Genomic DNA, 14,001 nt, shown 5'->3' on the forward strand with positions numbered 1-14,001 from the left:
GAACCGCCCAGGTTTCTGCCAGGCATAAAAAAACGGAGCCCGAAGGCTCCGTTTTTTTCAAGCAGCTAACCGATCAGGCCAGCTTCTTGTGCCGTACCCGGTGCGGTTGCGCCGCGGCTTCGCCCAGGCGTTTCTTGCGATCGGCTTCGTACTCGGTGTAGTTGCCTTCGAAGAACACCGCTTGGGAGTCGTCTTCGTACGCCAGGATGTGGGTGGCCACCCGGTCCAGGAACCACCGATCGTGGGAGATCACAATGGCGGCGCCCGGGAAGTCCAGCAGGGCTTCTTCCAGGGAACGCAGGGTTTCAACGTCGAGGTCGTTGGAAGGTTCGTCGAGCAGCAGGACGTTGCCACCCTCCTTCAGGGTCAGGGCCAGGTGCAGGCGGCCGCGCTCACCACCGGACAGGTCCTTGACGAACTTCTGCTGGTCGCCGCCCTTGAAGTTGAAACGGCCGACGTAGGTACGCGACGGGATCTCGTAGTTGCCGATGCGGATCTGGTCGGAGCCGTCGGAGATCTGCTGGAACACGGTCTTGCTGCCGTCCAGGTCCTCACGGCTCTGGTCCACGCAGGCAAGCTGCACGGTTTCACCGATCTCGATGCTGCCCGAATCCGGGGTTTCCTTGCCCATGAGCATGCGGAACAGGGTCGATTTACCGGCACCGTTACCGCCGATCACGCCGACAATGGCGCCCTTGGGCATGGAGAACGACAGGTTGTCGATCAGCACGCGATCGCCGTAGCCCTTGGTGACGTTCTTGAATTCGATGACCTTGTCACCCAGGCGCGGGCCGGCCGGGATGTAGATCTCGTTGGTTTCGCTGCGCTTCTGGAATTCCTGGGACTGCATTTCCTCGAAGCGTTGCAGACGAGCCTTGGATTTCGACTGGCGGGCCTTGGCGCCTTTGCGCACCCACTCCAGCTCTTCCTTCATGGCCTTTTCATGGGCCGACTGCTGCTTGGATTCCTGGGCCAGACGGTCGGACTTGGCTTCCAGCCAACCGGAGTAGTTGCCCTCGTAAGGAATGCCGGCGCCGCGGTCGAGTTCCAGAATCCAGCCGGCAACGTTGTCCAGGAAGTAACGGTCGTGCGTGATCGCAACCACGGTGCCCGGGAAGTCGTGGAGGAAGTGCTCCAGCCAGGCGACGGAGTCGGCGTCCAGGTGGTTGGTTGGCTCGTCGAGCAGCAGCATGTCCGGAGCGGACAGCAGCAGGCGGCACAGGGCCACACGACGCTTCTCGCCACCGGACAGGTGCTCGACCTTGGCGTCCCAGGCCGGCAGACGCAGAGCGTCGGCGGCCACTTCCAGCTGGCGCTCCAGGTTGTGGCCGTCGCTGGCCTGCAGGATGGCTTCCAGCTTGGCCTGCTCGGCGGCCAGCTTGTCGAAGTCGGCATCCGGCTCGGCATAGGCGGCGTAGACCTCGTCCAGGCGCGCCTGGGCGTCCTTGATCACGCTGACCGCTTCCTCGACCACTTCACGCACGGTCTTGGCCGGGTCCAGCTGGGGTTCCTGGGGCAGGTAACCGATGTTCAGGTCCGGCATCGGGCGGGCTTCGCCCTCGAACTCGGTGTCGACGCCGGCCATGATCTTCAGCAGCGTGGACTTGCCCGAACCGTTGAGGCCCAGCACGCCGATCTTGGCGCCAGGGAAAAAGGACAGGGAGATGTTTTTCAGGATTTCCCGCTTCGGCGGAACAACCTTGCCCAGCCGATGCATGGTGAAGACGTATTGAGCCATGGTGAACCTAGCGTCAGTGACAGATGAATAGAACGGGCCGGGCCCGGGCCAGGCCATGCGCTGCGCCGGCATTGACCATGATCAATACCGACGGGCGGAAAAAGCCTGATTGTCTGGAGCTGGAACGCTCCCGCGTAACCGGCAAAACTACCTCAATGCACGATCCAGGTCCAGCCAGGCGGGACTGGCACTTTGCCACAACTCAAGGCATGCTAGCCGCCCTTCGGGCGTCCGGCTTATAGTGCACGTCGCGCCAGCCCAGCCAAACCGCAGGATCACAGCTTGTTCAACGTCACTTCGCCAAAGCCCGCGCGCGCCGCTGCCCCCGGGCCGGCCTATCCTATGCGTGGCACACTCAAAGGCGCACTGGCGACGCTGGTGCTGTTGCTGCTGGCCCTGTTGTTCTGGCAGTTGCTCGATCAACTGCAACAGACCCGCCAGGACCAGCGTCAGCATGCCATCGACTACAGCGCCGACCTGGCCGACCACCTGAGCCTGAACCTGGCGCTCAACGCCCAGATCGCCCTCAATCTGCTGCCCATCATCGAGGCACCGCAAGACAGCCAGCAGCAACAGCAACTGCTTCAGAAACTCCAGCGCTCGCTGCCAGACGTACGCAGCTTTGCCCTGCTGGACAGCAAGGGGCAAATCCTCAGCGACAGCGCCACCGATAGCCAGGACGCCCTGTGGCTCGCCGAGCTGGTCCAGCGCAGCCGTGCCCAACGCTACTACTACAGCAACCCCGCCGATGGCTCGGTGGTGCATGTCCTGCTGCACCAGTCCAGCGGCGGGAGCCGCGGCTACTGGGTCCTGCGCCTGGCTCCAAGCTTTCTGCAGACCCTGGTGCGGCAAAGCGAAGAAGGCTTCAAGCCCACCTGGGTGATCGAGAACCGCCTCAGCCACCAGGTGATCAAGCGCGATGAGCGCAGCACTTCGACCCCAGGCATGCTGGATCCCGACGAAATGGCCAGCAGCGTACTGCTGGTGCCCCTGAGCAACAGCGACTGGCAACTGCGCGGCCTGTTCGACCAGCGGGCCGTGCTCGAGGCGCTGCTGCCGGCCTTCATTGGCAAATGCCTGCTGGGCCTGGCCTTCTCCCTGCTGCCGGTGATCGCCCTGCTGAACATGCGCCGGCGCCAGCGCCAACTGCACGAAGGCCGGCGGCGCTATCAGGACATTTTCGAAGGCACCGGCGTGGCCTTGTGCGTCATGGATATCTCCGGGCTTCCAGGGTTGCTCGACAAGCACAACCTGCACAACAGCGACCAACTCAAGCGCTGGCAGGCCAGCGATCCTGGCCACCGCCTGCAACTGCTCAGTGAATTGCGCATCACCGAGGTCAACCAGGTTGCCCTGCGCCTGCTCAACGTCGAATCCAGCGAGCAGGCCTGGCAACTGCTGATCGAAGGCAGCCCGAAGAACGGCAACGCCATCGGCAGCCAGTTGCTCGAAGCCGTGATCAACCAGCAGAAACAGCTGGAACTGGAGATCAAGCTCAGCGACGCCCAGGGCAACGACCAGCATCTGTGGCTGGTACTGCGCCTGCCCGAGGCCATCGCGGACTACAGCGCGGTGATCCTCAGCATCAGCGACATCACCAGCCGCAAGCTGATCGAACTTTCACTGCTGGAGCGCGAAGGGTTCTGGTCGGACGTGGTGCGCACCGTGCCTGATCACCTGTACGTACAGGATGTGATCAGCCAGCGGATGATCTTCAGCAACCACCATCTGGGCCAGACCCTGGGCTACAACAAGACCGAGCTGCACCAGATGGGCGAGTACTTCTGGGAAATCCTCCTGCACCCGGAAGACGCCGACCTCTATCACCGCCTGCGCCAGGAACAGCGGCATTCGGCCTATGCCCAATTGCTGCAATGCCAGTTGCGTTTCCGCCACCGCAGCGGCCAGTGGCGGCGCTTCGAGATCCGCGAGCAGGCCCTGGCCCGGGACCGCTACGACCAGGTGACGCGGATCATCGGCGTGGCCAAGGACATCACCGACCAGATCGAGGCCAGCGAGTCCCTGCGTGACAGCGAGCAGCGCTACCGCATGCTCGCCGAAAGCATCAGCGACGTGATTTTCTCCACCGACAGCAAACTTTCGCTGAACTACGTCAGCCCTTCGGTGCACGCGGTGCTCGGCTACGACGTGGAGTGGATCTTCCAGAACGGCTGGCAGTCGACCATCGCCAACCCGCAGCAGTTGAGCGGCATCTACACCCTCATGGACCGGGTCAGCAAGGCCCTGGACAAACCCGAGCAACTGGCGCAATTGCGCAGCCAGGTGCAGACCCAGCTGTTCCTGTTCGACTGCCTGCGGGCCGATGGCCGCAAGATCCCCATCGAACTGCGCCTGGTACTGGTGTGGGACGAGCATGGCGCCTTCGAGGGCGTGCTCGGGGTCGGCCGCGACATCAGCCAGCAGCGCCGAGCGGAAAAGGACCTGCGCATGGCGGCCACGGTATTCGAGCACTCGACCTCGGCGATCCTGATCACCGACCCCGCCGGCTATATCGTCCAGGCCAACGAGGCGTTCAGCCGGGTCAGCGGCTACGCGGTGTCCCAGGTGCTCGACCAGTTGCCGAACATGCTCACCGTGGACGACCAGCAGGAAGCCCACCTGCGCTATGTACTCAAGCAGCTGAACCAGCACAGCACCTGGGAAGGCGAAGTCTGGCTCAAGCGCCGCAATGGCGAGCACTACCCGGCGTGGGTCGGGATCACCGCAGTGCTCGACGATGAAGGCGACCTGGCCAGCTACGTGTGCTTCTTCAGCGACATCAGCGAACGCAAGGCCAGTGAACAGCGCATCCACCGCCTGGCCTACTACGACGCCCTGACCCACCTGCCCAACCGCACTCTGTTCCAGGACCGCCTGCACACCGCCCTGCAATCGGCAGAACGACAGAAGTCCTGGGTGGTGCTGATGTTCCTCGATCTGGACCGCTTCAAGCCGATCAACGACTCCCTGGGCCATGCCGCCGGCGATCGCATGCTCAAGGAAATGGCCACGCGCCTACTGGGCTGTGTCGATGAAGACGACACCGTGGCACGCATGGGCGGCGACGAATTCACCCTGCTCCTGCAGCCGCGCTCCAGCCGTGAGATGGCCCTGAACCGGGCGATCCATGTGGCCGAGCAGATTCTCGCCAGCCTGGTCAAACCCTTCGTCCTCGAAGGCCGCGAGTTCTTTGTTACCGCCAGTATCGGCATCGCTCTGAGCCCCCAGGATGGCAACGAGCTGAGCCAGCTGATGAAGAACGCCGACACCGCGATGTACCACGCCAAGGAACGCGGCAAGAACAACTTCCAGTTCTACCAGGCGGACATGAACGCCAGCGCCCTGGAGCGCCTGGAACTGGAAAGCGACCTGCGCCACGCCCTGGAGCAGGAAGAATTCGTGCTTTATTACCAACCGCAGTTCAGCGGTGACGGCAAGCGCCTGACCGGCGCCGAGGCGCTGCTGCGCTGGCGCCACCCGCGTCGCGGCCTGGTACCGCCGGGGGACTTCATTCCGGTGCTCGAAGAACTGGGGCTGGTGGTGGATGTGGGCGACTGGGTGATCAGTGAAGCCTGCCGCCAGCTCAAGTCCTGGCACCAGGCCAAGGTGCGGGTGCCGAAGGTTTCGGTGAACATCTCCGCCCGGCAGTTCTCCGACGGCCAGCTGGGCATGCGCATCGCCACCATCCTCAAGGACACCGGCCTGCCACCGGCGTGCCTGGAGCTGGAACTGACCGAAAGTATCCTGATGCGCGAAGTCAGCGAGGCGATGCAGATTCTCGATGGCCTGAAGAACCTCGGCCTGAGCATCGCGGTGGACGACTTCGGCACCGGCTACTCATCGCTGAACTACCTCAAGCAGTTCCCCATCGACGTGCTGAAGATCGACCGCACCTTCGTCGACGGCCTGCCGTCCGGCGAGCAGGATGCGCAGATCGCCCGCGCCATTATCGCCATGGCCCACAGCCTGAACCTGGCGGTGATCGCCGAAGGCGTGGAAACCCACGAACAGCTGGAGTTCCTGCGCGAACATGGCTGCGACGAGGTCCAGGGCTACCTGTTCGGCCGGCCGATGCCGGCCAACCGCTTCGAGGCGCAGTTCAGCAACGACGCCCTGTTCATGTTCGACTAACATCCCCTGCTTGCGTAATTGCCGGCTTGCCGGCGAAGGCGGTCTCAGGGGCCTCTTCGCTGGCAAGCCAGCTCCTATACAAGCCCGTACCCAAGTGAAGGCCACTTGTCTGCGACATGATGTCCTTTCATATGCCATCTAAAACCCATTGGGTTAGAATGCCTCCCTTTTCTGCCCCCGATCCTTGAGGACCGCCATGTTCAGCCGTGATTTGACTATTGCCAAGTACGACGCCGATCTCTTTGCCGCCATGGAGCAAGAAGCTCAGCGCCAGGAAGAGCACATTGAGCTGATCGCTTCGGAAAACTACACCAGCCCAGCGGTGATGGAAGCTCAAGGCTCGGTACTGACCAACAAATACGCCGAAGGCTACCCAGGCAAGCGCTACTACGGCGGTTGCGAATACGTCGACGTGGTTGAACAGCTGGCCATCGACCGCGCCAAGGAGCTGTTCGGCGCCGACTACGCCAACGTCCAGCCACACGCCGGCTCCCAAGCCAACGCCGCGGTCTACCTGGCCCTGCTGCAAGGCGGCGACACCATCCTGGGCATGAGCCTGGCCCACGGCGGTCACCTGACCCACGGCGCCGCGGTGTCCTCCTCCGGCAAGCTGTACAACGCTATCCAGTACGGCATCGACGCCAACGGCCTGATCGACTACGACGAAGTCGAGCGCCTGGCCGTCGAGCACAAGCCGAAAATGATCGTGGCCGGTTTCTCCGCCTACTCGCAGATCCTCGACTTCCCGCGTTTCCGCGAAATCGCTGACAAAGTGGGCGCCTACCTGTTCGTCGACATGGCCCACGTGGCCGGTCTGGTCGCCGCTGGCGTCTACCCGAACCCAGTACCATTCGCCGACGTGGTCACCACCACCACCCACAAGACCCTGCGCGGTCCACGTGGCGGCCTGATCCTGGCTCGCGCCAACGCCGATATCGAGAAGAAGCTCAACTCCGCCGTATTCCCGGGCGCCCAGGGTGGCCCGCTGGAGCACGTGATCGCCGCTAAAGCGATCTGCTTCAAGGAAGCGCTGCAGCCTGAGTTCAAGGCCTACCAGGAACAAGTGGTGAAGAACGCCCAGGCCATGGCCGAAGTGTTCATCGAGCGCGGTTTCGACGTGGTGTCCGGTGGTACCAAGAACCACCTGTTCCTGCTGTCGCTGATCAAGCAGGACATCTCCGGCAAGGACGCTGACGCCGCTCTGGGCAAAGCCTTCATCACCGTGAACAAGAACTCCGTGCCAAACGATCCACGCTCCCCGTTCGTCACCTCCGGCCTGCGCTTCGGTACTCCGGCCGTGACCACTCGTGGCTTCAAGGAAGCCGAGTGCAAGGAACTGGCCGGCTGGATCTGCGACATCCTGGCGGACCTGAGCAACGAAGCGGTGATCGACGCCGTGCGTGAGAAGGTCAAGGCCATCTGCAAGAAGCTGCCGGTATACGGCGCTTAATCAGCCCGCAGACCGCAGCAGAAAAAGCCCGGCCCAGTGCCGGGCTTTTTTGTGCCCGCAGGGCCGCGGCGACAGGCGGTGAAAGGAGCCTGCGAGGTCTTGCGAACGCAGGATACCCGGGCGGCTGGTCCGGCCGATCGCAGCCTGCGACACCGGCTACAGTGGCCAGGGGAGGAAAAACCACTGGTCAGACCGGTAAAGCCAATCTGCACCCTCCCCCTTGTAAACCCATAAAACCCGAGCGTAGACTGCGCCTGCACTGGACATACCGGTAAGACCACAATAATTAAGTCCTCCATCCGCTGCGCCTCCCCCGCGCACGGCAGACAGGACACCGACCAGGATTCCCCCCATGCTCAGATGGTGCTCGCGTTCGATTTTCCTCCAGGTTGTCCTCGGACTGATGCTCGGCATCGTGTGCGGACTCACCCTCCCCGAATACTCCTCCCAGCTCAAACCCCTAGGCGATGGTTTCATCAAGCTGATCAAGATGCTGATCGGGCTGATCGTGTTCTGCGTGGTCGTCAGCGGCATCTCCGGTGCCGGCGACCTGAAGAAGGTCGGCCGCATCGGCCTCAAATCAGTGATCTACTTTGAAATACTCACCACCATCGCCCTGGTGATCGGCCTGGTCATGGCCTTCAGCACCGGCATCGGCAGCGGCGCCAACATCCATCTGGAGCAACTGTCCACCGCGGACATGGGCGACATCGCCCAGCGTGGCCAGCACATGCACACCACCACTCAGTTCCTCATGGACCTGATTCCCACCTCGGTGATCGGTGCTTTCGCCGAGAACAACATCCTCCAGGTACTGCTGTTCTCGGTGCTGTTCGGCAGCGCCCTTAACCTGGTGGGTGAAGCCGCCTCGGGCATCTCCCGGCTGATCAACGAACTGAGCCATGTGATCTTCCGCATCATGGGCATGATCGTGCGTCTGGCGCCCATCGGCGTGTTCGGTGCCATCGCCTTCACCACCAGCAAGTACGGCCTGGATTCGCTGCAGCACCTGGGCAGCCTGGTGGGGCTGTTCTACCTGACCTGCTTTGCCTTCGTCGCGGTGATCCTGGGCCTGGTGATGCGTTTGTCGGGCCTGCGCATGCTGCCCTTTCTCAAGTACCTGCGCGAAGAGTTGCTGATCGTCCTCGGCACCGCTTCCTCCGACGCGGTGCTGCCGCAGATCATGCGCAAGCTGGAACACCTGGGGATCGGCAGTTCCACCGTAGGCCTGGTGATTCCCACCGGCTACTCGTTCAACCTCGACGGCTTCTCCATCTACCTGACCCTGGCCATCGTCTTCATTGCCAACGCCACTGGCACTCCGCTGTCCATGTCGGACCTCTTGACCATTCTTCTGGTGTCGCTGATCACCTCCAAGGGCGCCCACGGCATCCCCGGCTCGGCGCTGGTGATCCTGGCGGCAACCCTGACTGCAATCCCGGCGATTCCGGTGGTGGGCCTGGTGCTGGTGCTGGCGGTGGACTGGTTCATGGGCATTGGCCGCGCCTTGACCAACCTGATCGGCAACTGCGTGGCCACCGTCGCCATCGCCCGCTGGGAAAAGGACATCGACGTGCAGCGGGCCAACAAGGTGCTCAGCGGCCAGCAGGGCTACACCTTCCAGGCCCGAAAACCGGTGACCGGCGCCCACCAGCAGGAATTTTGACCCGACCTTGTGCCTGTCATCGGCAGGCACAACACTCGGCGCGGCAACAGCGCGCTATTAATCGTTCATGGAGTCAACAGTGATCAGCTCGTCAACAGTGGTGAATTCAGTGGTAGAAAAGCTCCGGGCCGCCCTGGCCCGCGGCCAGTGGCGCTCCGGCGACATGCTGCCAGGGCAACGCGAATTGGCCGAGCAACTGGGCATCAGCCGCCCCAGCCTGCGCGAAGCGGTGATCGTCCTGGAGACCCTGGGCCTGGTGCGCTCCATGCCCGGCAAAGGCGTGGTGGTGCTGGACACCCCCCTGGACGAAGCGCAGGGCAGCGACAGTGCAGTGGCCGGGGCCAGCCTCGAAGACGTGCTGCAACTGCGCTACACCCTGGAGCCCTTCATCGTCGGCCTGGTGGCGCAATCCATCAGCAGCAAGGAAGTCGGCCAGTTGCGCCTGACGCTGATGGACATGCGCGAAGCCCTTGAAGCCGGCGACAGCGAAGCCGGGGTCAATGCCTACATCGCCTTCCACGAGGAACTCTTCACCCTGACCAGCAACCCGATCTTCCAGAACGTGGTGCAACAGACCAGCAATGCCCTCAAGCAAAGTGCACAGATCCTGCGCAATTCACCGGAGCACCTGGCCGAACGCCTGGAAGAAAATGAGGCGGTGGTGCGGGCCATCCGCAATAAGAACAGCGCCCTGGCCAGCGCCGAGATGCGCCGGCACATCCTCCAGGAAGGCCAGCGCATGGGCATCGAACTGAATATCCCGGACGATCACCTGGGCAACAGCGCCCAGTAATCCCCCCGAGTCAGCAACCGGACTGGAGACAGGCCATGGTCAGCTACGCCCTGAAAAACAATCCCTTCACCCGGGTGGCCAGCCTGCCAAGGCGCCCGCGGGGCGAAAGGAAGCTGCTGGTGGATGATGTCTACCCGCAGATCTTCGACGCCATTCTCGAACAGCGCATCGCTCCCGGCAGCCGCTTCACCGAAGACAGCCTGGGGCAGGCCTTCGGCGTCAGCCGCAGCATAGTGCGCCAGGTCCTGGCGCGGCTTTCCCATCAGCAAGTGGTGATCCTGCGGCCCAATTACCGGCCCCAGGTGGCGGCGCCGGACCTGGAACAGACCCGGCAGATCCTGCATGCCCGGCGCCTGACGGAAATCACCCTGGTGCGCCTGGCCTGCCAGCAGCCCCGGCGCCAGTTGCAACCCTTGCGCGAGTTGATCGCCCAGGAGCGCGAGGCCATTGCCCGCGACCAGCGCGGGCCGGCTATCCGCCTGTCCGGGGAGTTCCATCTGCAACTGGCGGAAATCGCCGGCAACGGGCCCCTGGCACAGTTCCTCGGCAGCCTGGTGCCCCTGACCTCACTGGCCATCGCCCAGTTCGAGGGCCAGGCCCGCAACTACTGCTCCTGGCAGGAACACTCGAAGATCATCGATGCACTACAGGAGGCCGATGCCGAAAAGGCCGAAACCCTGATGAACCAGCACCTGGCGCACCTGGAGCAGCGCCTGCTGGGCGGCCTGTAGCCGCCATCAGCCCGCGAGCATCCGCTCGAACCCCTGCCGGATCTTCTCTTCCGGCAGATCGTCGGCAATGAACACCATCACGCTCTCGCGCACTTCGCCTTCGGCCCATTCGCTGTCCCAATCGAAGCCATAGAGCTTGAGCACGCCCTGGAACACCATGCGCCGGGGCTCGTCGATAACGCTCAGCACACCTTTGTAGCGCAGCAGTTGCTTGCCGTGGTCTTCCAGCAGCTCATTCATGAATTCGCTCAGGCGATCCAGGTCCAGGGCTTGCTCGGTGCGCAGCACCAGGCTGGAAATCCGGTCCACTGACGGCGCCTTGCTCACTGGCCGCAGGCTGAGGCCGCCCCCCAGGTCGGCATTGAGATTGAACCCCCGCACATCCAGCAGCTCGGCCAGGTCGATCTGGCCGTGCTCCACCAGGCGGATCGGTGCCCGGCGGTTGATCCGGGTCAGGCGCTGGCCGAGGGCTTCGAAAGTCGCCTCGTCCACCAGGTCACGCTTGCTCACCAGCAGCCGGTCGGCAAAACCGATCTGCGCCTGGGCAATGGTCTGGGTCAGGTGGAACTCGGCGTGCTTGGCGTCCACCAGGGTGATGATGCCGTCGAGGATATAGCGTTCGCGCAGTTCCTCATCGATGAAGAAGGTCTGTGCCACCGGCGCCGGATCGGCCAGCCCGGTGCACTCGATCACCAGCCGGTCAAAGGCGATCTCGCCGCTGTCCAGACGCTCCAGCAACAGGTACAGGGCCTTGGTCAGGTCGGTGTGGATGGTGCAGCAGACGCAGCCGTTGGACAGGGTCATGACCTGTACCGGCTGCTCGCCCAGCAACTGGGTGTCGATGCCGGCATCGCTGAATTCGTTCTCGATCACGGCGATCTTCAGGCCGTGCTCGGCCTTGAGCAGGTGGCGCAACAAAGTGGTCTTGCCGGCACCAAGAAAACCGCTGAGCACGGTCACGGGAATAGGGTTGTGCAAAACAGGATCTCCCACGCATAAAAACGTAGAAGCCGGCTTGTCGGCGATGGCGTCCGAAGAACCGCTATCGCCGGCAAACCGGCTCCTACAGGGGTGTGGCTCAAACGCTGTATTTCAACAGCACTTCGGACCGCCCTTACCGCCGTATCGCGCCTCCTGGCGTTCCCGGAAGAACGCCTCGTACGACATCACCGGCTTGTCCGGGTGCTTGGTTTGCATATGCTCGACGTAGTTGTCGTAGTCGGGCATGCCGACCATCAGGCGCGCGGCCTGACCGAGGTATTTACCGAGGCGACTCAGGTCATTGAACATCGTTGCAATCCTCGAGTTACGCGTCCGGCACGGCCTGATAGGGCGATTCTTTATCCGTACGCTCCTTGCTGCCCCAGGCGGCGATGCCGACCTTGAGCGCGTAGAACAGGATGCTGAACACCACCAGCAGGAACAGGGCTGTCAGGGTCGCGTTGGTGTAGGCGTTGAAGATCACGTGCTGCATCTGCGTGATGTCCTTGGCCGGGGCGATGATCTGGCCGTTGGCCATTGCATCGCTGTATTTCTTCGCCAGCGACAGGAAGCCGATCGCCGGGTTGGCGTCGAACAGCTTGATGAAGCCTGCGGTGGTGGTGCAGATCAGCAGCCACACAGCCGGCAGCAGGGTGACCCAGATGTAGCGCTGGCGCTTCATCTTGATCAGCACCACGGTACCCAGCATCAGAGCGATACCGGCCAGCATCTGGTTGGAGATGCCGAACAGCGGCCACAGGGTGTTGATGCCGCCCAGAGGATCGATCACGCCCTGGTACAGCAGGTAGCCCCAGAGCGCCACGCAGCCTGCGGTGGCAATCAGGTTGGCGGTCCACGACTCGGTGCGTTTCAGCGCCGGAACGAAGGAACCCAGCAGGTCCTGGAGCATGAAGCGCCCGGCACGGGTACCGGCGTCCACCGCAGTGAGGATGAACAGGGCTTCGAACAGGATCGCGAAGTGGTACCAGAAGGCCATGGTGTTCTCACCCGGCAATACATGGTGGAGGATCTGCGCGATCCCCACTGCCAGGGTCGGCGCGCCGCCGGCACGGGCCAGGATGGTGTTTTCACCGATGTCCTTGGCCACCGCCTGCAGTTGGTCCGGGCTGATCGCAAAACCCCAGCTGCTGACAGTCTGGGCTACCGCCACCACGTCGCCGCCGACGATGGCCGCCGGACTGTTCATGGCGAAGTACACGCCCGGCTCGATCACCGAGGCCGCGACCATGGCCATGATCGCCACGAAGGACTCCATGAGCATGCCGCCGTAGCCGATGTAGCGGGCGTTGGCTTCGTTATCCAGCAGCTTGGGCGTGGTGCCCGAGGAGATCAGCGCATGGAAGCCGGAGACCGCACCGCAGGCAATGGTGATGAACAGGAAGGGGAACAGGCCGCCTTTCCACACCGGGCCGGTGCCGTCGGTGAACTGGGTCAGGGCCGGCATCTTCAGCTCGGGCATGGTGATCAGGATGCCGATCGCCAGAGCGATGATGGTGCCGATCTTGAGGAAGGTCGACAGGTAGTCCCGCGGTGCCAGGATCAGCCACACCGGCAGTACTGCCGCGACGAAACCGTAGCCGATCAGCATCCAGGTGATCTGCACGCCGGTGAAGGTGAACATCTTGCCCCACACCGGATCCGCCGCCACCTGGCCACCCAGCCAGATGGAGCCGAGCAACAGCAGCACGCCGATCAACGAGATCTCACCAATGCGGCCCGGGCGGATGTAGCGCATGTACACGCCCATGAACACCGCGATCGGGATGGTCGCCATCACCGTGAAGATGCCCCACGGGCTCTCGGCCAGGGCCTTGACCACGATCAGCGCCAGCACCGCGAGGATGATGATCATGATCAGGAAGCAGCCGAACAGCGCGATGGTCCCCGGGATACGGCCCATTTCCTCACGGACCATGTCGCCCAGGGAACGGCCGTTACGCCGGGTGGACAGGAACAGCACCATGAAGTCCTGCACCGCACCGGCCAGGACCACCCCGGCAATCAGCCACAGGGTGCCGGGCAGGTAGCCCATCTGCGCCGCCAGCACCGGGCCCACCAGGGGGCCTGCGCCGGCAATGGCCGCGAAGTGGTGACCGAAGAGGATGTGCTTGTTGGTCGGGACGTAGTCCAGACCATCATTGTTGACCACGGCGGGCGTGGCCCGGCCCGGGTCCAGCTGCATCACGTTGTTGGCAATGAACAGACTGTAATACCGGTACGCCACCAGATAGATGGCCACGGCGGCGACCACAATCCACAAGGCGTTGATCGCCTCGCCGCGACGCAATGCAACTACGCCAAGGGCGCAAGCTCCTACGATTGCCAGCAGCAGCCAAGGAACATGGCGCAACAGGCTATTATTATTTTTCATTTTTTTATTCCAGCCAGGAGGATAGAAAAACCGCGTTTCGAGTGTAGCGCTACTGCTCTTAAAGACCACCCCCCACGTTGGTCTAGAGCCTTCTTTTAACTTATGAGGGCGGTTTTTCT

General features: G+C 62.9%; 9 protein-coding genes. 5 read left to right on the plus strand and 4 right to left on the minus strand.

The window, feature by feature from the left end:
* Positions 1-73: 73 nt before the first annotated feature.
* Complete coding sequence (gene ettA / locus AC1RGE_RS28805) at positions 74-1,738, minus strand: energy-dependent translational throttle protein EttA (RefSeq protein ID WP_011063569.1); 1,665 nt, start codon at positions 1,736-1,738, stop codon at positions 74-76.
* Between the two features lie 282 nt (positions 1,739-2,020).
* Between ettA and AC1RGE_RS28810 the strand changes: the two genes are divergently transcribed.
* The 5 genes from AC1RGE_RS28810 to AC1RGE_RS28830 all read left to right on the plus strand — a co-directional run bounded on the left by AC1RGE_RS28810 (position 2,021) and on the right by AC1RGE_RS28830 (position 10,509).
* Positions 2,021-5,869, plus strand: a complete 3,849-nt coding sequence (locus tag AC1RGE_RS28810; RefSeq protein WP_053153981.1) for a bifunctional diguanylate cyclase/phosphodiesterase — start codon at positions 2,021-2,023, stop codon at positions 5,867-5,869.
* 196 nt (positions 5,870-6,065) lie between these two features.
* Positions 6,066-7,319: a serine hydroxymethyltransferase gene (gene glyA / locus AC1RGE_RS28815; protein ID WP_401027849.1), complete on the plus strand. Its 1,254-nt coding sequence runs from the start codon at positions 6,066-6,068 to the stop codon at positions 7,317-7,319.
* A gap of 352 nt (positions 7,320-7,671) precedes the next feature.
* Positions 7,672-8,985, plus strand: coding sequence for a C4-dicarboxylate transporter DctA (locus tag AC1RGE_RS28820; protein ID WP_011063572.1), 1,314 nt, complete (start codon positions 7,672-7,674; stop codon positions 8,983-8,985).
* A 79-nt stretch (positions 8,986-9,064) separates the two neighbouring features.
* Positions 9,065-9,778 carry a FadR/GntR family transcriptional regulator gene (locus AC1RGE_RS28825; protein ID WP_041119954.1) on the plus strand — a complete coding sequence of 238 codons (714 nt, stop codon included), beginning with the start codon at positions 9,065-9,067 and terminating at the stop codon, positions 9,776-9,778.
* Positions 9,779-9,813: 35 nt separating this feature from the next.
* Positions 9,814-10,509 (plus strand): GntR family transcriptional regulator, encoded by a 696-nt coding sequence (locus AC1RGE_RS28830; protein WP_011063574.1) that lies wholly within the window; start codon positions 9,814-9,816, stop codon positions 10,507-10,509.
* Positions 10,510-10,515: 6 nt separating this feature from the next.
* Here the strand turns inward: AC1RGE_RS28830 and yjiA are convergent, their stop codons facing one another.
* The 3 genes from yjiA to AC1RGE_RS28845 form a co-directional block, all read right to left on the minus strand.
* Positions 10,516-11,487, minus strand: a complete 972-nt coding sequence (gene yjiA / locus AC1RGE_RS28835) for a GTPase (protein ID WP_019095101.1) — start codon at positions 11,485-11,487, stop codon at positions 10,516-10,518.
* A 114-nt stretch (positions 11,488-11,601) separates the two neighbouring features.
* Positions 11,602-11,799: a YbdD/YjiX family protein gene (locus AC1RGE_RS28840; RefSeq protein ID WP_007937254.1), complete on the minus strand. Its 198-nt coding sequence runs from the start codon at positions 11,797-11,799 to the stop codon at positions 11,602-11,604.
* A gap of 16 nt (positions 11,800-11,815) precedes the next feature.
* Positions 11,816-13,882, minus strand: a complete 2,067-nt coding sequence (locus AC1RGE_RS28845; RefSeq protein ID WP_011063576.1) for a carbon starvation CstA family protein — start codon at positions 13,880-13,882, stop codon at positions 11,816-11,818.
* Between the last annotated feature and the right edge of the window lie 119 nt (positions 13,883-14,001).

It is taken from the genome of Pseudomonas sp. GW823-FHT02C05 (genome assembly GCF_058797595.1).